This window comes from Sorangium sp. So ce887 (genome assembly GCF_051521455.1).
In the GTDB taxonomy this organism is placed as follows: Bacteria; Myxococcota_A; Polyangia; order Polyangiales; family Polyangiaceae; genus Sorangium.
Map to the genome: position 1 here is coordinate 1486833 of NZ_CP150354.1, position 18973 is coordinate 1505805.

At 70.5% G+C, this 18973-nt stretch carries 17 protein-coding genes and 2 pseudogenes; 7 read left to right on the forward strand and 12 right to left on the reverse strand.

The genetic code is table 11. The features are described from left to right. Positions 1–165: 165 nt before the first annotated feature. Positions 166–1827, reverse strand: a complete 1662-nt coding sequence (locus WMF36_RS05550) for a DNRLRE domain-containing protein (RefSeq protein ID WP_437578564.1) — start codon at positions 1825–1827, stop codon at positions 166–168. Positions 1828–2136: 309 nt separating this feature from the next. Here WMF36_RS05550 and WMF36_RS05555 point away from each other — a divergent pair, with 309 nt between their 5' ends. Beyond that, positions 2137–2346, forward strand: coding sequence for a hypothetical protein (locus tag WMF36_RS05555; protein WP_437578565.1), 210 nt, complete (start codon positions 2137–2139; stop codon positions 2344–2346). A 45-nt stretch (positions 2347–2391) separates the two neighbouring features. Next, positions 2392–2517 (forward strand): hypothetical protein, encoded by a 126-nt coding sequence (locus WMF36_RS05560; RefSeq protein ID WP_437578566.1) that lies wholly within the window; start codon positions 2392–2394, stop codon positions 2515–2517. A gap of 58 nt (positions 2518–2575) precedes the next feature. On the opposite strand, the gene WMF36_RS05565 is transcribed toward WMF36_RS05560, so the two are convergent. From WMF36_RS05565 to WMF36_RS05575, 3 genes are all read right to left on the reverse strand, one after another. After that, positions 2576–3211 carry an HAD hydrolase-like protein gene (locus WMF36_RS05565; RefSeq protein ID WP_437578567.1) on the reverse strand — a complete coding sequence of 212 codons (636 nt, stop codon included), beginning with the start codon at positions 3209–3211 and terminating at the stop codon, positions 2576–2578. Between the two features lie 283 nt (positions 3212–3494). Next, positions 3495–3926 (reverse strand): hypothetical protein, encoded by a 432-nt coding sequence (locus WMF36_RS05570; protein ID WP_437578568.1) that lies wholly within the window; start codon positions 3924–3926, stop codon positions 3495–3497. A 314-nt stretch (positions 3927–4240) separates the two neighbouring features. Beyond that, complete coding sequence (locus tag WMF36_RS05575; RefSeq protein WP_437578569.1) at positions 4241–5461, reverse strand: Acg family FMN-binding oxidoreductase; 1221 nt, start codon at positions 5459–5461, stop codon at positions 4241–4243. 124 nt (positions 5462–5585) lie between these two features. Here WMF36_RS05575 and WMF36_RS05580 point away from each other — a divergent pair, with 124 nt between their 5' ends. Continuing rightward, a complete protein-coding gene (locus tag WMF36_RS05580) occupies positions 5586–6509 on the forward strand; it encodes a LysR family transcriptional regulator (RefSeq protein ID WP_437578570.1) in 924 nt (307 codons plus the stop codon). 171 nt (positions 6510–6680) lie between these two features. Here WMF36_RS05580 and WMF36_RS05585 read toward each other — a convergent pair whose 3' ends face one another. The 3 genes from WMF36_RS05585 to WMF36_RS05595 all read right to left on the reverse strand — a co-directional run bounded on the left by WMF36_RS05585 (position 6681) and on the right by WMF36_RS05595 (position 11036). Beyond that, a complete protein-coding gene (locus tag WMF36_RS05585) occupies positions 6681–8903 on the reverse strand; it encodes a DUF3160 domain-containing protein (RefSeq protein ID WP_437578571.1) in 2223 nt (740 codons plus the stop codon). Positions 8904–9288: 385 nt separating this feature from the next. After that, entirely contained in the window at positions 9289–10203 is a 915-nt protein-coding gene (locus WMF36_RS05590; protein ID WP_437578572.1) for a hypothetical protein, read from the reverse strand. After that, positions 10176–11036, reverse strand: a complete 861-nt coding sequence (locus tag WMF36_RS05595; RefSeq protein WP_437578573.1) for a ferritin-like domain-containing protein — start codon at positions 11034–11036, stop codon at positions 10176–10178. Before WMF36_RS05595 ends, WMF36_RS05590 begins: the two co-directional genes overlap by 28 nt. Before the next feature lie 540 nt (positions 11037–11576). On the opposite strand from WMF36_RS05595, the gene WMF36_RS05600 reads away from it, so the two are divergent. Beyond that, a complete protein-coding gene (locus tag WMF36_RS05600) occupies positions 11577–11906 on the forward strand; it encodes a DUF2325 domain-containing protein (protein ID WP_437578574.1) in 330 nt (109 codons plus the stop codon). Between the two features lie 40 nt (positions 11907–11946). On the opposite strand, the gene WMF36_RS05605 is transcribed toward WMF36_RS05600, so the two are convergent. Then, positions 11947–12165 (reverse strand): hypothetical protein, encoded by a 219-nt coding sequence (locus WMF36_RS05605; RefSeq protein ID WP_437318540.1) that lies wholly within the window; start codon positions 12163–12165, stop codon positions 11947–11949. Between the two features lie 196 nt (positions 12166–12361). Further along, positions 12362–12949, reverse strand: coding sequence for a PH domain-containing protein (locus WMF36_RS05610; RefSeq protein WP_437578575.1), 588 nt, complete (start codon positions 12947–12949; stop codon positions 12362–12364). 171 nt (positions 12950–13120) lie between these two features. Here WMF36_RS05610 and WMF36_RS05615 point away from each other — a divergent pair, with 171 nt between their 5' ends. Continuing rightward, the gene (locus WMF36_RS05615) at positions 13121–13693 is read left to right on the forward strand and encodes a hypothetical protein (RefSeq protein WP_437578576.1); all 573 of its coding nucleotides are present in this window, start codon (positions 13121–13123) and stop codon (positions 13691–13693) included. A gap of 40 nt (positions 13694–13733) precedes the next feature. Here the strand turns inward: WMF36_RS05615 and WMF36_RS05620 are convergent, their stop codons facing one another. Beyond that, positions 13734–15239 carry a phytoene desaturase family protein gene (locus WMF36_RS05620; RefSeq protein WP_437578577.1) on the reverse strand — a complete coding sequence of 502 codons (1506 nt, stop codon included), beginning with the start codon at positions 15237–15239 and terminating at the stop codon, positions 13734–13736. A gap of 714 nt (positions 15240–15953) precedes the next feature. Between WMF36_RS05620 and WMF36_RS05625 the strand changes: the two genes are divergently transcribed. After that, the gene (locus WMF36_RS05625) at positions 15954–17000 is read left to right on the forward strand and encodes a DUF1566 domain-containing protein (RefSeq protein WP_437578578.1); all 1047 of its coding nucleotides are present in this window, start codon (positions 15954–15956) and stop codon (positions 16998–17000) included. Here the strand turns inward: WMF36_RS05625 and WMF36_RS05630 are convergent. Both WMF36_RS05630 and WMF36_RS05635 read right to left on the reverse strand, forming a co-directional pair. Then, positions 16935–17237, reverse strand: a pseudogene (locus WMF36_RS05630) (transposase); the annotation flags it as partial. The gene WMF36_RS05625 and the pseudogene WMF36_RS05630 overlap by 66 nt on opposite strands. Positions 17238–17269: 32 nt before the next feature. Next, complete coding sequence (locus WMF36_RS05635) at positions 17270–17713, reverse strand: helix-turn-helix domain-containing protein (RefSeq protein WP_437574014.1); 444 nt, start codon at positions 17711–17713, stop codon at positions 17270–17272. A gap of 524 nt (positions 17714–18237) precedes the next feature. Between WMF36_RS05635 and WMF36_RS05640 the strand changes: the two are divergent. Next, positions 18238–18912 (forward strand): annotated as a pseudogene (locus WMF36_RS05640) (serine/threonine-protein kinase); the annotation flags it as partial. Positions 18913–18973 lie beyond the last annotated feature (61 nt).

Here is an 18973-nt window from a genome sequence, read left to right on the forward strand (position 1 = left end):
CGGCGAGCGCCCGGGCCGGGGCGCGGAGGGGCGCCGGGGCGCGGAGGGGCGCTGGGCCGCGGAGGGGCGCTGGGCCGCGGAGGGGCGCTTGGCTGGACCGGTGCACGGGGCCGGGTGAGGCCGGCCCTGCGTCGGCGGGCCGGGCAGGCCTACTCCACGCTTGCTTTACTGGACCTGGATCGTGAACTCGTCCGCGAGGCGGCCGTTCACGTCCTTGAAGTACGCGGTCGCGCGCTTCGGGTCCCCGTCGACATTGAAGCGGATGAACAGGGCGCCATAGTCGGCGGTGCCCGACATCAGCGTTCCGTTCTTCACCCACTTGTTGCTCGCGTAGTACGACGACCACCACGTATCGTCGTCGTGGCTCGCCGCCTCGTAGTCGCGGATCCCCACGCCGGCGAGGCCCGACACGAACACGAAGCTCCGGTTCGGAGCGAGCTCCACCAGGTTGAAGGCGCCCGTCTTGCCGTGGCCGGTCGCGGCGTTGCCGACGTCGGTGAGGGTCAGCGTGCGCGAGTAGGAGTGCTCGTGCCCGGTCGCGATGAACGCGCCGGCGCTCATGCACTCCTGGTAGGCGCTCCAGCCGACCTCGTTCGATTTTCCGCCGACCTGCATGTCGTGCTGGTTCTTGTGCCAGGCGCACACGGACCAGATCGAGCTGTCGTTCGCGAGCGAGTCGTGGATGAAATTCACCTGATCGGACGCGTTGGAGGCGCAGGTCGAGCGGAGCTCGCTCGTCCCGATGCAGGACTGCACGATGTACAGACCGCGGAAGTTGCACGTCGCCTTGACGCCGAGCTCGCCCGTGCAGTTCATGGCCGGCACGCGCGCGTGGCGGGCCTGGATGTAACTGGCGTATCCGCTGCTGCCGCCCCACGCCGCGGCGTCGTGGTTGCCGATGACGGCGAAGTAAGGATAGTTCGAGCCGAGGATGCTGTTGATCCGGTTCTCCCACGCCGTCGGGTTGTCGGCGTAGTCGAAGTCGCCGTTGTGGATGGTCGCCGCGGCGCCCTCGTCCTTGATGAGGTTGAGCACGTCGTCCGCGTTGCCGTTGTTCCCCTGGTCGCCGATGAAGGCGACGAGGAGCCCCGGGTCGGTCGAGCCGCCGCCGCCGCCGCCGCTGCCGCTCGACCCGCCGTAGGTGATCGTGAGCTTGGGCCGCTGCGCCGCGGTGGCGTGCTCCGAGGAGGCGAAGTCGATGCCGTTCGTGTTCGACGAGCTCGCGACGACGATGCCATGGTTGGACGTCCCATCGACCCATGCCTGGACGAGCGCCACGCCGGCCGCGTTCAGGGTGATCGTCCTCTGGCCGGTGCCGCCGGTGACGCTGCCCACGAGGCTGCCGCGATCGGTCGAGCCCATCGCGCCCGCGGTGGCCCACGCCGTCGAGGAGGTCGCGTTGTTCCAGGTGACCTGCGACTCGCTCCACGAGCGCTTCACCTCGTAGAGATTGTAGGTGTTCGACGAGCCGTCCGTGACCAGGAGGGTGATCGACGCCGACTGGACGGTGCTCCCCGCGGGGATGCCGGAGAGGCTCCATCTCAACAGGCAGGACTTGTCCACGCCCGAGCCGTCGTCCCCGTCGGCCTCGCACGTGGTCGCTCCGCCGTAGTTCGTGGTGGCGGCGGCCTGCCGGAGGGTCGCGTCGGTCGAGCCCGCATACGACGAGCTCGGGAGCGACCCCTGCTGGAAGGCGACGGTGGTCAGCGCGTGTTGCACCGCCGAGATCTCCTCGATCTCGCGCTCTGCTCCGCAGGCATTGACGACCGTGATCACCGGGAGGGCGGCGCAGAGGACGCCCTTCGACAGCCGTGACCCGCTCGCCATGATTCGTTCGTGTCGGGGTGATTCAGCTCGCGTGCGCGAATTCTGCATGAATACGTGCCTTTCTCCTTCTGAATTCGATCCTTGATGTGAGCGTTGCGCGAGCAAGTTAGGGGAAGAGCTGTTGATTGAGCCTCTACATTTTGGTGGTGATTCCGTGTCCTTTTCATGATGTGCCGCCGGCGCCCGAGGCGGCATGAGGGCGCCGTCGAGGCCGGCTGTCCAGCCACGGGGGACATCCTCGCTGGCCGGCACGTGGTGCTCGGCGCGGCGGCGTGTCAATAGAGACCTCCGGTACGCTGGACTGCGAAGTTGCCCGAATCGCCTCGTGTGCAGGCCGGCGCGCTGGAGCAGTCGCCCTCGCGGGGGTCGGTGGCGGCGGCGGCCAGGCAGCCGCAGGACGGCTCCGCCATGCACGCTGAGATCTCGCCGCCGCTGGCACGGCCCGAGATCGCCCGCTCCTACGGCCTCTCTCCCATGAGCTTCGAGACGTGGGCCCGCCAGCAGCGCGGAATGGCGTGACCGCCGCCCCGTCGTCGCAGGTGCCCGAGCGTCATGGAGGAAGGGATGGAGGACGCGTGCGCCGCCGACGACATGAGCGCTCGCCGGTTCCTCCACGATACCTACGTCTCGTACGAATGCCGGGAGGTCGAGGAGCGCACCTGCGCCGATATCGAGGCGCTGTTGCAGTAGCGGCGTCTCGCGCCCCGGCAGGCCACCAGCACAGGCGCAAGGTGGCTTGAATACAGCGCTACCAGCAGGCCAGAAGCTCCGCCACGCTGGCGACCACCCTGTCGGCGCCCGCCCCCCGCAGCTCCGCCTCCGAGCCGTGGCCCCACAGCACGCCCACGGTCCACGTCCCGTTGGCGCGGCCGCCGGCGACATCGAACCTGCGGTCGCCGATCATCCACGTGCGCCGCGGATCCAGATCTTCGCGCTCGAGGACATGGCGAATCAGCTCACCTTTCTCCGAGCGCTCCCCGGACAGCTCGGCCCCGTAGACCTCGCGGAAATGCCGCGCGAGCCCGAAATGCTCGACGATCTTCCGGGCGTACACCCCCGGCTTCGACGTCACCACCCAGAGCCGGTGTCCCGCCGCGCCCAGCCCCGCGAGCCCGGCCGGGACATCGGGATACACCTCGTTCTCGAACATGCCAGTCGTCGCGAAGCGCTCGCGAAAATGCCCGAGCGCCGCCTCGATCTGCGCCGCGTCGTCCGTCGCCAGGAGCTCGGCCAGCCCGGAGCGCAGCGGCGGCCCGATGAGGCGCCGCAGGTGCCCGGCGTCCGGCGCCGCCCTCCCCATCTTCTGCAAGGCGTGCTGAAAACAGAGGATGATGCCGGGCGCCGGCTCGGTCAGGGTGCCGTCGAGATCGAAGAGGAGGTCCATCGTCGGTGGTCCGTCGGGGCGGGGGCCCGCGCGGTCATGCCACATCCGGCGCCCGGCGCGCGAGGCTTCTCTCTGCGGTCGCCCGGAGGCCGTGCGAGATGGGACGATGCAACGATCCCGCTGCGGCCGTGGCCGCGGCTCGCCGAAGCTGGCGCGGATCGAGGGGCTGGCGGTCGACGCCTCGCCGTCCTCGCCGGCTGGACGGTCGCGACGTTCGCGCTGAGCGTCCGGCTCCTCCGGTGGCACCGCTGACGGCGCCCTTCGCCCCGTGACAGCTTCAACCTCATGAACGCCGCGGTTGCAGCCGACGACGCGGACGACGCCGGCCCGTGAGGTCCTGCCGGTCGCGGAGACCTGCCTCACGCCGGTCGACGACGACTGCGACGGTGAGGTGAACGAGGGCGGTCGTGACTGCGCTCCCGGGATCTCCGCGCAATGGGTCAAGCAGTTCTCCGGCCTCTCGATCACCGCTGTCGCCGTGGACGCCTTCGACAACACCATCATCGCCGGCTCGTTCACGAGCCCCGTGGACCTCGGCGCCGGCCCCCTCCTGCCCCGGACCGTCGGTACCGAGGCGTTCGTCGCGAAGTTCGATCCGAGCGGACATGTCCTCTTCGCGAGCACGTTCGATGGCGATGACCACGCGGCCCGCGATATCGCCACGGACGCGTCGGGGAACATCGCGCTGCTCGGGACGGCCCTCAAGCTCGTGCATCTCGAGGACCAGGGCGTATCGTTCACCGAGCCCTATCACCGCGTGGTGAAGCTCGATCCGTCAGGCGGGCTCCTCTGGAACCGCGATGATTTCGTTGCGTTCATCGAGAGCGATAACGCGGTGGCGATGAACGCCGCAGGGGACGTGTTCGTGGCGGGCGCGACCGACTTCTCTCTCAGTGGGTGGACCCATGGCTTCGTCCGCAAGTTCGACGGCGCGACAGGGGCCCTCACATGGCAGAAGGCGCTCGGCGACGACGACGACCGCGAGCGCCTCGACGACCTGACGGACGCACGCCACCGGGGGCGCGGCGCTCACGCGGCGCGAATCACCTCCTCCGCGGCGCGTCGCGGGCCGCACACGCCCTCTCGCTCCGGGAAGCCCAGCCGGAACGCGAAGGTGGGCTGCCGGTCGCCGAGGTCGAGCGCCTCGGTGAACGAGCGCTCCATCGCCGGCGCCCGTCCGAGCATACGCTCTCGGTCGATGACCTCCGGCACCTGGTTCAGCGGGTGCATCGCGATGCCGCGCGCGGTCGCCCAGAGATGCATGCGTTGCCACAGGCGCCCGGCGCGGAGCGTCGCGCCCAGGTCGTAGCGGCCGCGGACCGTGATGACGCCGATGGCGGGATCGCTGGCGAGATGGACCTCGCGGGTGACGCGGAGCCAGTCGGCGTGCATCTGTTCCGCAGACGGACGCGGCAGCAGCTTGACCGCCGCGGTGAGCAGCGGGCCGAGCCCCATCACGTCGAGGATCAGCCCGTCCCGGTGGCTCGGTACCGCCTCGGGCGCCAGCCTGAACCACGCGTCGCTGTCCCGCACCATCGCCGCATCGCGGACGATGGTCTCCGTGGCGCGCAGCGTATGCGCGGCGAAGCTCTCGCGCTGACGCGGGTGCTCCAGCCAGACGACCTCTACCTCCGAGCCCTCTTCGTTCAGGCGCGAGAGCTCCTGGAGCGCCGAGACAGGCACGCGCTGGGCCTGGTACGGGCCGCGGTTCGTGTGTCGCCGTGCGATGGACTCCGCGAGCGGAGACGCCGCTGCGCCTGGCTCGATCCGGACGCTCGCCACCCGGATCGCCCGCGGCGCCACGCCATCGGGAGCGCGGGATCGCTCCGGGTCGGAGCCCGGCAGATGGCCGGCTTCGAGCTCCACGCGGGGCGCCCAGCCCATCGAGCCTGCCGCGAGCGACAGGTTCTCTACCGCGCAACCGAGCCCGATGTGCATCTCGCGCAGGAACGGATCCATGGTGCCGAGCGATCGAGACCTGTCCGAGAACACGTCGATGCGATCCGGGTGGAGCTCGAACAGCCAGGGTTGCGTGTTGTGCGGGCTCGCGGCGAGCACCGCCGCGCGCACGAGCTCGGCGAGCTCCCCGCCGCGCTGCCCGCGGAACGCGGTCCAGGGCGCGAACGGCTCGCCCGTCCGATCGTCAAACACACCCCGGCCGGCCGCGTACCAGCCCGCTCCCGCGGCCACGGCGAGCGTCGCGACGCCTTCCAGCAGGCGCCGCCGTGAGACCTTGAGTTTCCTCTCCATGATGCGCTCCATCCTCCAGAGGACGTCGGACCGGGCGCCGTGAGCGACGGCCATGCGCAGAGATTGAGGCGGATCGATCGATTAGTACAGGTGATTGATCTAATATAGTGTATTAGCGTGTCTAATGCACGATGCGCTCCCCGACGACCTGAACCTCCTGCTCGCGCTTGACGTGCTGCTGCGCGAGCGGCACGTGACGCGCGCGGCGAAGCGGCTCGGCGTCACGCAGTCGGCTGCGAGCCAGCGGCTCGGACGGCTGCGCGAGTTCTTCGGCGATGCGCTGCTCGCTCCGGGGCGGCCGCTGCTCGCCCTCACGCCGCGCGCCGAGGCGCTCGCCGATCCGCTGGCTCAGGCGCTCGCGGGCTTGCGAGCAGCGGTCCAGGCCGGCGCGCCGTTCGACCCTGCGACGTCCGAGCGCCGCTTCGTGCTGCTCGGCAACGACCTGCTGGAGGCGGTCGCGCTGCCGCGGCTCTTGCCCGTGCTGGCGCGCGAGGCGCCGTACGTCACGGTGCAGGTCGACCGCGCCGAAGCGGACTTCGTGAGGCGGCTCGAGCGGGGAACAGCGGATCTGGCGTTCGTCCCGGAGTTCCTCGTGCCCCCGTCGTCACGACAGCTGCGCTTGCCGGAGGAGCGATTCGTGACGCTGATGCGCAGGGGCCATCCCGCGGCGTCACAGCGGCTGACCCTGGAGCGCTATCTGGAGCTCGGGCACGTGCTGATCGCTCCACACGGCATGCCGGGCAGCCTGGTCGATCGCGCGCTGGAGGCCCAGGGGCGGCGCCGGCGGATCGTCGCGCAGGTCCAGCACTTCGTGACGGTGCCTTTCCTGATCGCGGCCTCGGACCTCGTGGTGACGTGTCCAGCGACGGTCGCGGCATTCTCGATGCCCTTCGGCCTGCGCGCGGTCCGGCCCCCCGTCGAGCTCGGCCTGGACCGATCTTCGGCTGTCTGGCACGAGCGCGTGCACGACGATCCAGGCCATCGCTGGCTGCGCTCCTGGCTCGGCAAGGCGATCCGCGGGCGCAAGGACCCGGGCCAACCAGGTTGACCCGACCCGAGGGGGACGGCGGACGATCCGACCTGGCGGCCGCCGCCCACAGGCCCTGGTAAGTCCTCGAGATCGTTCACCGCGATTCGAGAACGCGGCCACGCTCCGGCCGCTGGAGCAGGGGAGTTATCGGCTGTGCAGGCCGAGCGGAGTCGAGCGGGGTCCCCGCGCTCACTCGCCCAGCAACGGAGCGAGCCAGGGCACGACCGGCACCTCGCTATTGGTTTGGGCCTTCCTCCTCCATTCCTCGTCGGTGAGGCGCACCAGGCCCTCTTCGAGGACTTCATGGTAGGAGGAGACGACGCCCGCGTACGCGCGGGGACCCTGGCAGGAGTCGACGGTCACCACCATCAGGCGCGGCAAGCCGGTGCCCACGTGAAGCACGCTGGCCGGGCGAGCGACCGGCAAGTCGCCGCCGATGTCGGTGTGCACGTCGGTGATGGTGGGATCCATCTCCACGGCCTGCAGCGGGTCGAAGTGGAGCTCGCTGTACCAGCCCGTGTGGCCGAGCACGGTCCCGTCGCAGTTCACGTCGGCCGTGACGGCCCGGTTGATGAACGCCAGGTGCTCCTCGCTGTGCCGCTCGCCGCTGCGCTGGGCGCGAGCCATCTCGGCCAACGTGAGATTGATGCGCGCGACGCGCGCAAAGTAGTCCTCGATCTGGCCGCCGAAGCCCGGATCGAGGTCGAGCGTGGCGGTGAGCTCTTGCGCGCGCTCGGCGAAGCGGACCACGGCCTCGAAGAACTCGGGGTAGGGATCGACGTAGGCGTCGGGATACTCGCACGACGCGTTCGACGTGTAGGACTGCTTCACGTAGAGCACGTTGTTGTGGCGGAGCTGTGCCCACGAGCTGAGCTGGGTATTGAGCAGCCGGCGGCCCCAGGCTTCGCTGCGGGCCACCGCGGGCAGGTCCGCCGCCGGGGTGCCTGCTCCGGGCGACAGCGTGCGGAGCGCGCCGAGCCAGCTGGTGTACAGGCTGCCCTCCCAGTACGGCTCGGGGTGCTCGTCGACCAGCACGCGCAGCGCGGAGAGCTCACCGGGATAGCCGGCTTCGACGTCGAGCTCGCCGCCGAGCAGGCCGAGCGCCTGGTCGTTGCCCAGCGCGGCGAAGGCCACGTCGAGCGGGTCGGGCACGACGCGCGTGGGCAGGCGGTCGTAGACAAGGTTCGAGAAGACGTGGCTGTCGACCGTGTAGCGCTGACCGAACAGCGCGAAGCTCAGGTTCAAGGGGAACGTGCTCGCGCCGCCGGCCTGTCGCCTCATCACGTGGCTGGCGATCCGCTGCTCGCCGAACTGACCGTCGACGAGCGCGCCGGCGAGGGTGGCGTCGGCGACGGCGGCGATCCCGCCGGGAGCGTTCAACGCGGTGAGCAGCTCATCCACCTCCGGCAGCGTCATGTAGTCGTGCTCGCCCACGAACGCGCTGATGGTCGCGTCGATCGACAGGTATTCCGCGAACGTGCTGGAGTCGAGGAGCCGGCGCAGCGCGATGACGCTCTCGACCTGCCTGCGCCGCAAGATCTGGCTGCCGTCGTCCTGCGTCTCGAGCAGACGAAAGTCGATGCGGCCGAGCCACATCATGCTGCGGAAGTAGCTCTCCAGCTCCCGATCGCCGTCGTAGTGCCCACGCGGCTTGAACTGGGAGAAGTCGATGTTCCGCTTGACGCCGAACAGCACGCGTTCCTGGATCCCCTCGGCCCGCGTGGCGGCGTCGACGAAGCTCTGTACCCCTGAAGGCTCGCGGGGGTCGACCTTGCCGTCGTTCAAGAGCGACACGGCCACGCCCAGGTAGAAGTTCAGATCGGACGCCACCTCCGGATCCAGCGTGTCGGCCGTCTCGATCAGCGAGCTGCGAATCGCGGTCAGCAGGTGCTCGAGTCGAGGTCGCAGCGCCTTCTTCTCCAGCTGCTGGAGGATCTTGTCGTGCGAGCGGTAGATGGCTTCCAGCACCATGTCGCTGCTGATGAACACCGGCAGATCCGCCATGTAAATCGAGGAATAGCCGAGGGCAAAGGAGGGGAATTGGTTGCCAGCGGGGATGGTGAAGCCCGTCTGGGACAGGTGCTCTTTATGATCGTCGGGAGCCGAGAAGAAGGCGCCCAGGACCTGGTCGAGGTTCGCCGCGGCGAGCGGGTCGTAACCGAGGTTCGGTTCGAACTCGACGGCATGGCTCGCTCGCAGCTCGTCCGCGGTCGCCAGCCGCGCCTCCTCGAGCCTCTGGACCAGGGGGTCAACACCGGCCGGCGCGGAGACCATGATCTCTGTGCCAGGGTCGATCTCGCTTGGCACATCGGCGATGGCCCCGGGATCGGGGCCGCCGGGTCCACTCGAACAGGCGCAGAGCAGCGCCAGTAGCGGCAGCGTCACTCTCGTCCCGCGCCCAAACCAGGTCATCGTCGTTCGCATCATGTCATGCCTCCCGCTCCCCCGGTCAAAGTGTGCCTTTAGAATGGGGAGAATCGAGACCCGCGAGCAGCAACAGGCATGCCAAGCGTGGCGAAGCCCCCTCCGGAACGAACGGCCCTCGCCGGATGGCGAGCGCGTAAGTAAAACAAGACCGAGACGACCGCTTCCGCCCTCGATGGCCCTGCCGCCGCCAGGAAGCCAAGGACGTAAGGAGTGCTCAGAAGTTCATCTGTTGTGGCGTCGTCGGCGTCTCGACGGTTCGTCTCGTTGTCGTCCGAGCACCGCTACAGAGGAAGTGGTCGACCTCTCGTGCAACGAGTCCGTATCTGGACAGGGAACGCGGCCTCCGCGCTGCGCGTCTGTCGCGCGCCGGTCACTCGAGGTCGGGCCGCGCGCTGTCCATGCCGATCGCCCACGCCATCGTGTACCGCGCGTTGATCTCGCACCGGGGGTTCCAGCGCAGGCTCCCGCGCTCGTCCTCCCAGCGGAAGGCGTCGATCCCGAAGGGCCCGAAATAGCCCGCGCCGGCGAGCGCCGCTCCCGTCTCGAGCGCGGCCTCGACGAGCCGCCGGCGCTCGCCGTCGTCGAGGTCGCCCTCGCCGGCGAGCGCCGCGCCGAGGTAGGCCCCGCTCGCGTCACAGCGCTGGACGCAGGGGGCGCCGAGGCGCACCGCGCCGCCGCGGGCGACGTGCCCGTGCAGCGAGAAGTCGCCGCGGCGCTCGACCCAGGGCTCGACCTGCAGGCCGCTGTCCGGGGAGGCGGGGTCGAGCGACGCGACGGCCCAGGGCCGCGCGTCGGGCGGCAGGGCGCCGCGGGCGACCCGGCGCCGGCCGCGCCCGGCGAAGCCGAACGGGCGCTTGAGCAGCCAGTGACCGGTCGGCGTGGGCCCGGCGATCGCGGCCTCGAGCTCGGCCAGGATGACAACGTGGCGCGCGCCGGGCAGCGTCTGGCCGAGGTCCGCGCAGAACTGCCGGTGGTTGACGCGACGCAGCACGTCGAGCGGCGGCGCCTCCGCGGGGGTGACGCCGGCGCGGGCGAGGAGGCGCCGGGCGCGGGGCGTGGGGCACCACGCGCGCCCGACCAGCGCGGCGCCGGGCGGCGCCGGCGGCACGAGCGGCGAGGGGAGGTCGGGGCTGAGCACGACGTCGCCGGGGCGCAGCAGGGCCGCGATCCGGCCGGCGAGCTCCGGGGCCCGGCCGGCGACCGCGGCGCGAGGGGTGTACCCGGCGGGGCGGGCCAGCTCCTCGTCGGCGTCGAAGTTCAGGACCCAGGCGCTCGCTCGGTCCATGAGGCCAGCGCGTCGAGGAACGGCTCGGAGAGGCCGGAGCGGCTGCGGTCGCGGCGGTTCATCGGATCGCCCCGCATGAGCAGCGGCGAGAGGGGCGGCGGGATGTGGCGGACCCACGTCTCGAAGTCGCTCGCCGCCTGCGGCGAGGCGCCGCCCGGCGCCTGCGTGAAGCGGCGGAACCAGCGGACCCCGAAGCGCACGTGCGGGATCTCCTCGGCGCGGACCCGCTCGGTGAGCGCGGCGCCCTCGGCGTCGCCGATGGCGCGGAAGCGCTCGGCGAAGCGCGCTGTGTGGTCGAGGTTGCCCCCCTCGAGGCCCATCCCCATCACCGCCACGAACTGCGCGGGCGACGCGGCGGCGGGCACCCGCGACCAGAACCAGTCGCGCACCGGGAAATCGCCGAAGCGGTGGCCGATCGCGGCGAGGTAGGCGGCGTAGAGCCGCATGTGGCGCGCCTCGTCGAGGGCGATCCGGACGAGGCCGCCGCGGAACGCGCGCGGCGTCTCCGGGAAGGCGAGCAGCGCCCAGGCCATGAGCTCCGCGGCCTGGAGCTCGTGGTGCAGGAACGCGTGGAAGAGCTGCGCGCGGCGCGCCGGGTTGCGCAGCGCCTCGGGCCCCGGGCTCTTCAACGCGCGCTCGGAGATGCGCAGCTCGGCGGGCCGGCCCGGCCGCGTGAGGCGGCGCGGGGGCGCGGGGGCGGGCTCCCAGACCGACGGCACGGGCGGCGGCTCGAGCTTGTGCGCCAGGTCGGTCGAGAGGACGTAATCCCAGGCCCAGCGCTCGACGGTGCCCGGCGGAGGCGGGTCGCTGGGCGGCGAGGAGAGAGACATCATGGCACGGCAGGGCAGGGGGGACGCTGCTCCCTACCACAGCTCCAGGTCGCCGGCGGGTCGCCGTCGCGCCGGCGCGACGCGAGCTCGTAGGATGGCGGTAACTGTGGAAGATGATTGATCTTTTATTCTTGCATTCCCGCCTTTCTCGTCGAGCCCGACCACCCCCCGCGCGCACCCCCCGCCGGCGGCGGGCAGCGGGGGCGGCATGTCGGTCTCCCTCGGTGCACGTGGGTTTGCCCTCCGCGCCGGGGGGTCGACTTTGCGGCGCTGCCCTGCATCCGCCGGCGATCGCGGTACCGCCCTGAGTTCCGTATCCCCGCCCGGGCTGAGCCGCGCCGGAGGGGGCTGCAGCGAAGGGGAATATTCCCGGGCGCTCGCGGCGACTGCCGGGCAGCGCCGGGCCCTCGCGCTTGCCATGTCACGATGACAGAGGCCTCCGCATCTCGACGACATTTTGCCGGGGAATAGACCAGGATCGCGAGATTTGCGCGGAAATGGCCTGTCGAGGAGCGTGGCTTACGCCTTGCTCGGAGGGATCGCATGAAGGCGGAGCGGCGTTCCCAGGCGGTCGACAGGAAGCGCGAGGAGCAGACGGTGCTTGTCATCGGGGGCAGCGGCGGCATGTCCAGCCGCTACCGCGATGTGGTCGAGAAGCACGGCTGGTCGCTGCGCCATTACGAGAACCGCGTGCCGCCGGGCGCGCGCCGCGGCGTGGGGAGGATCGCGCTCGTCGTGATCATGGTGACGATGGTCTCGCACGCGCTGCGCGATCAGATGCAGGGCCTCGCGGCGGACGGCGCTCCGGTCGTGTACCTGCGCAGCGCCTCGGTCTCCGCGCTGCGGGCCGCCCTCGAGCAGCGCGCCGCCTGACGAGGGGCGCCGCGCCGGAGCGAGCCGCGCCGGGGCGCCGTCAGCGCACGCCGACGAGGCGCTGCATGAGGCGCTGGAACTCGGGGACCGAGAGGTCGATGTGCTCGACGACGCGCCCGTAGAGCGTGGCCGTGGGTACGTTGCGGCCGCCGAACTCCCGCTCGAGCTCGGAGAGCTTCCAGAGGATGATGCGCTCGGCGCGCGTCAGGCCGTCGCGCACATCCGGAAGATCATCGAAGGGGGATCGCCTCGGGGACATGGTCGGGCTCCGCTCAGGCCTGAAAATTTCGGATTTCAACGCAAAGGCGCAAAGGCGCAAAGGCGCAAAAAGACGAAGAGAATTGACCGAGAATGGATGCTCTTGCCTTTTTGCGCCTTTGCGCCTTTGCGCCTTTGCGTTGAATTCTCCGATCCGCCGCTGCGCCACGGTCCGGGAGCAGGCGCGCGTGGCCGCGTCACTGCACGACCCCGAGCACCCGCTGCTGGCGCGCGAGCTCCGCCGCGTTCTTGATCGCCTCGAACAGCTCGCGCGACGCCGGCAGGCCCCGGATCACGAGCTCGGGGTCGCTCGCGTCCCGCGTGAACACGCGGATCTCGGCGATGTCGAGCAGCCGCTCCATGAACGTCTGACGAAGGTCGATGTCGTGCACGCGCCAGAGCTGGAGGGTCTCGACCCGCCGCGTGAGCAGGCCGGCCTCGTAGTCGATCGTGCGCTCGGTGATCTTGTAGCGGAGGCTCCTGCGCTTCCAGTGCAGGATGCCGAGCCACACGAGGCCCACCAGCACGAGCGAGAGCACGCTCGCCGCCACGTAGGACCAGAACCACGCCTTCCAGCTCGGCGTCCCCTCGAAGAGGACGCGCGCCCCGCCCGGCGAGGCGGCGAGCGCGCCGGGAGCGGGGACGAGCGCGCCGGGAGCGGCGGCGAGCGGCGCGGCGAGGGCCGCGGCGGCCACGGGCGCCCCCTCATCGAGCATGCTGCCGCAGAAGCGGCACTTGATCGCGGCGTCCTGGATCTGCTCCGCGCAGAAGGGGCACGGTTTCACGCCGGCGATTGTAGTACAGCGCGCGCCGGCGGGAAGCGCGCTCGCGACCACGCCCGTCGATCCTGCGGAGCATCCGGCCGGCGCGATTGCATCTGCGCGGGACCCTCGCCAGGATCCTCCCCGCCCGGCACCCGACGGGCCTGGCGACGGCCGCCCGATGGAGTGATCTCGATGAGCAACGTCAAGGGCAACGCGCTGGGGGGGTTCAAGAACTTCGTGGCCGCGCAGCACGGCGCCGCCGGCGTGGCGCGGTGGCTGGAGGGCCTCGGCCCGCAGGACGCCGCGCAGGTCGGCGGCATCGTCCTGCCGCACGGCTGGTACCCGGTGAGCCTGTGGAACAGCCTCGTCGACCGCTATGTGGTGCTGTTCGGAGACGGCCACCCGCAGTGCTTCCGGCCCGTGGCCAGCGCCATCGCCGCGGAGGATCTGAGCCGGTTCTTCACGGTGCTGCTCAAGGCCGCGTCCCCTGCCACCGTGCTGCGCCGGTCCGCCTCGCTGTGGGAGCGCTACTTCGACGAGGGCACGATGGAGGCGAACGAGGTCGCCGAGAAGCGCTTCACGGTCCGCCTCACCGCCTCGCGGCTCCCGGACCGCGGCCCCGGGCCGGTCACCTGCGCGGTGGGCATCCCGGTATGGCAGGAGCGAATCATGTCCCACGTGGGCGCCCGGGAGGGCCGCTGTCTGCACACCCGTTGCCGCTTCCGCGGCGCCAGGGCGTGCGAGTTCGAGGTGTCGTGGTCGTGACCGCGCCACGAGGGCACGTTCGATAGGACCGGCTGAGGCCTCAGCTGCCGTGCGGCGGCAGCTGGGCGCGAGGCGCCGGCGCGGCGAGGGCGGGCGCCGGCCGCTGGAACACGCGCCGGAGGGCGGCCGCGGCGGCGTGGTAGCCGCACATGCCGTGGACGCCGCCGCCGGGCGGCGTCGAGCTGGAGCAGAGATAGATCGCGGGGTTGGGCGTCGCGTAGGGGCTGAGGCTCGCGACGGGGCGCGCGAAGATCTGGATCCAGTCGTTGGCGCCGCCGGCGATGTCGCCGCCGACGTAGTTCTCGTTGTACCGCTGAAAGGCGGCGGGGGTGTGGACGGCGCGCGCGCGCACGAGATCGCGGAAGCCGGGGGCGAAGCGCTCCATCTGGGCCTCGATGCGCGCCGTCATGTCGACGGTGCAGCCGGGCGGCACGTGGCAGTAGACCCAGGCGGTGTGCTTGCCGGCGGGGGCGCGCGTGTCGTCGAACAGGCTCTGCTGCGCCACGAGGCAGAAGGGGCGCTCCGCGGGCGCGTCGCCGGCGAGCGCCCGCTCGGAGGCCGCCACCTCGTCGAGCGTGCCGCCCACGTGCACCGTCGCCGCGCGCGCGGCCGCGGGCGCCTTCCACGGGATGGGGCCGTCGAGGGCGTAGTCGACCTTGAACGCGCCGGGGCCGTGGCGGAAGCGCTCGAGGCGGCGCCGGAAGCCCGGCGGGAGCCTGTCGCCCGCGATGCGCGCCATGGCCGCCGGCGTCGTGTCGAAGAGGTAGGCGCGCGCCTCGGGGAGCTCGTCGAGCGACGAGACCGCGCGGCCGGTCTCGATCTCGCCGCCGCGCGCGCGCAGGATGGCCGCGAGCGCGTCCATGAGCGCCTGCGAGCCGGTGCGCACGATCGGCCAGCCCGCTGCGTGCGCCGCGAGCGCGAGCACGAGGCCGAAGGACGCCGAGAACAGCGTCTCGAGCGGCAGGAACGCGTGCGCCGCGCAGCCGCCGAAGAGCCCGCGCGCGGCGTCCCCGCGGAAGGTGTCGCGCGCGAGCCCCTGCGCCGAGCGGATGCCGGAGAGGCCGAACCGCGCGAGCAGGAGCGGGTGGCGCGGCGGGAGGCGCATCGGGCCGAGCAGCTCGGTGAACAGGGCGCCGTCGTGCGCGAGGAGCGGCGCGAACAGGTCGCGCCAGGACGCCGCGTCCTCCTCGCCCAGCGTCTCCGCCATGCGGCCGAGATCGGGGTAGAGCAGGGCGGCCCTGCCGTCGGGCAGCGGGTGGGCGAGCGCCGCCTCGGGGTGGATCCAGGCGACGCCGTGCTCCGCGAGCGGCAGCGTCTGGAAGAACGGCGAGATGAGCGCGGTGGCGTGGATGGCGGAGCAGACGTCGTGGCGGAAGCCGGGGCCGGTGAGCTCGGCCGTGCGCGCGCCGCCGCCGAGGGTGTCGCGCGCCTCGATGACGCGCACCGAGAGGCCTGCGCCGGCCAGCGCGACGGCAGCAGCGAGCCCGTTCGGGCCCGCGCCGATCACCACGACATCCATGGCGCGAGGCCCACGGGCAGCCGGCATGGGAGAAGGCGGTACCCGATCGCGGGTTGGACGGGAATGAAATAGCGCGGCTGGGCTCGGCGGCCGAGCGCGTGGACGGCCCCGATGATCGCCGCGACCGACAGCACGTACAGGGTGGACCGGAGGAGCGCTCCAGCGGAGCGATCTCGGCGGATCGCCTCGCGCCCGTGGTGGCCTTTGGCGGCGCGCCTGAGCGCCCATGCACAGGTCCTGGTTCGCTGGTAGGATGAAACGGACTGCGCAGGCGCCGTCAGGTCGTCAGAGCGTGCTCAGAAGGACATGGGAATGGTCTCAGAGAGAAGACCCGATCGTGCGGGTACGGGGAGAGCAATAGATATATCCATCAGTATGGGTGGAGCGGCCTTCTTGATGGGCATGTGCCTCGGGTGCAATGGGATGCTCGACATCGATCCGGGCGTGCCTCGAGAGGTCGGAGCGACGGGCGGAGGGGGGGCCACGAGTGCGGCAAGCTCGGCGGGCGGCATGGGCGGAGGGGGATCCACGAGTGCGGCAAGCTCGGCGGGCGGCATGGGCGGAGAGGGATCCACGAGTGCGGCAAGCTCGGCGGGCGGCATGGGCGGTACGGGCGGTACGGGCGGCGGTTACGAGGCGGGAACAGCAGGGGCCGGAGGCGCACAGGTCTGCGGTGACGCCACCTGGGCGCACTGGAGTCCCGGAGACCTCCTCCTCCCCGGTCGGTACAAGGACCGGCCGATGGGCACGGTGTTCGATCCGACGACGGCGTCGGATACGGTGTTCGATTCGGTGACGGAGCTTCAGTGGCAGCGCGGCGTGGCACCGGATCCGGAAACCGGGAAACCGGGGGAGTTCACCTGGGAGGAAGCGAAAAAGGCATGCGAGCGTCTCAGCCTGGAAGGACATGATGATTGGCGGATGCCGTCACGCATCGAGCTGGTCTCGATCGTGGATTACGCCACCGATCGTCCCGCCATCCCGGACGCAGAATTCCCAGGGACGGTCAATGTCGATGAGGATTACCTCTGGTCGTTGCCCATCGCAAAATCCTCGGATCCAGAACATCCAGAACTGCCAACGAGAGCGTGGTGCGTCCACGTTCTCGACGGCGCCAGCGTGGAGTGCACGGCGGGAGGAGAGAAGCTCGTCCGTTGCGTTCGAGGGGGAAAGCCCACGAGCGGAGAGCGCTGCGTGAACCAGCTCGACGGGGAGGAGAAGACCGTGACAGACAAACAAACGGGCCTGACGTGGCAGCGTAACGTGGACGGCATGAGCCGCTTCCGAAAGGAGGCGACGGATTACTGCAACGAACTCGGGCTCGCCGGGCTCACATGGCGGCTCCCGACGGTTCAAGAGCTGCGAACGATCGTGGACCATGCCAGACTCGATCTAGCACTCGATCCAGCGTCGTTCCCCGAGCCAGAACCGTGCCCCGCTCTAGAGCGGTTTTCGTTCGAGTGCGGTACACCCAGCATTCGGCGGGGCACGGGCTCGACCAACGCGCGCAGGAGCCTGCGACCGGACTGGGCGCCGCCGAGTAGGACGACGAGGTCGTCGGACGTAGCCTTTCAGCGCGAACCAGCCCTGCGCGTCCTGTCGGAAGACCTTGTCGACCCCACGGACCATCGCGTCGTAAACCGCCGGCACGGTGCGCGGAGCGGCGGCGCGAAGTGCCTCCTTGACCTTGGAGCCGCAGTTCTCCACCGGCGACAAGTCCGGCGAGTAGGCGGGCAGAATCCAGTAGCGGACGCCTCGGGCACGAAGCGCCTGGCGCACGCCACGTAGGCGATGCGCGCCAAGGCCGTCGACAATGACCACGTCTCCGCGCTTCAGCTCGGGCATGAGCACCTGGCGCACGTAAACCTCGAAGTGCTCACCGTTCATCGCCCCCTTGAAGGCCCACGGTGCAACGACACCTCGCAAGCCAAGCCCCATCACCAGCGTGATGTTCGGGTCCGGATTGGCGGGGACTTTGCCGTACGCACGCCTCCCGCGAGGCGCACGCCCATAACGGCGCGCCATGCCCAGGTTAGCGCCGAATTCGTCAACGAAGATCAGCCGACGCGCACCCGCCGCCCGCGCTCGGCGGCGGAACCTCCGACGCGCGACTTGGACATCGGGCCTGTCCTGTTCGCTTGCACATAGCGTCTTTTTTTTCGTGTCAAACCGAGCCGCATCAGCGCGCGGCACATCGTCGGGCGGCTCACGCGCGCACCCGTGCGGTGCTCCAGCAGCTCGATGAGCTCATCCAGGGTTCGGTCGTTTTTGTCGTCGACGAGCGCTCGTAGCTGCTGCGCTCCGGCCTCGTCGATCTTCGAGGCCCTTCCGCCACCGTGCGGCCGAGGCGCTACGCTCCCAGTCGACCGCTCGATACTGAGATACTCCTGCACAGTGCTGAGAACGACGGCGAAACGCGCGGCGATTTCTCGCATGCTTCCCTCGCCGTTGCGGTAGGCATCAACGATCCGCTGTCGCAGGTCGACACTGTACGGTCCCATGCGCGTAGCCCACGCAGCCTGCGTGCCATCACCCTACCGGACGTGCTCTGCTTGCACCGAACCCGAACGAAAACCGCTCTAGAACCGTGCCCCGATTGGTACTGGTCGTCCACCGACTACCCCTACGCGTTGGACCATGAGGAGCAGGCGTGGGGAGTGGGTTTCAAGGTCGGTCACGACGTCATCAAGAAGGAGAAGATCGACAAGGGCCGCGTTCGTTGTGTTGCTGACGATGGGCCTTGAACCTGCCCCGTGACTCGGCCCGCGCCGGCCCCATCCGCCGGACGCGGGTCCTCGGGCACGCGACCGGACGGAACGCCAGGGCCCGCTTCGTCTGATCTTGGCCGTTTTGTCAGGCTGGCCCCTTGCCGTCCAGGCGAGAATGCTGTCCCCTGGCAGGGACTCTCTTCTGGGTCTCGCGTCTGCCCTCCCCGACCCGCGCCTGCTCGATGGACACTCTCGTCAAGACCGGTGACGTCCTCCTCGGCAAGTACAGGGTCGAGCGCGTGCTCGGAAAAGGCGGCATGGGCCTCGTCGTCGCGGCCCGCCACCTCCAGCTCGGCGAGCTGTTCGCCATCAAGTTCCTCCTGCCTTCCACGCCCGAGCAGCCGGAGCTGTTCGAGCGTTTCGTGCGCGAGGCGCGCGCCGCGGCTCGTCTCCGGAGCGACCACGTGGCCCGGGTCCACGACGTCGGCCGCACGGAGGCGGGCGCGCCGTACATGGTCCTGGAGTACCTCCAGGGCAGCGACCTGCGGGACCTCGTCCGCAAGCAGGGTCCGCTGCCGGTCGACGACGCCGTGCTGTTCGTCCTGCAAGCCTGCGATGGGATCGCCGAGGCGCACGCGGCCGGGATCGTGCATCGCGACCTCAAGCCGGCCAATCTCTTCCTGATCCGCCGCCCGAACGGCAGCCCGAGCGTCAAGGTCCTTGATTTCGGCGTCTCCAAGCAAACGGGCATCGACGAGGTGGAACTGACCACCACGGGCGCCATGCTGGGGTCACCGATGTACATGGCGCCCGAGCAGGTCGCATGCTCGAAGTCGGTCGACGCGCGGGCCGACATCTGGGCGATGGGGGCTGTGCTGTATGAGCTCGTGACGGGCCGAAGGCCGTTCGACGCCGAGACCGTTCTCAAGCTGGTCGCGCTGGTGGTGCAGGCGGAGCCGGCGCTGCCCTCCGAGCTGCGGCCGGACCTGCCGCGGGCCGTCGAGGCGGTGATCCTGCGCTGTATGCGCAAGCGGCCCGAGGAGCGATTCCAGA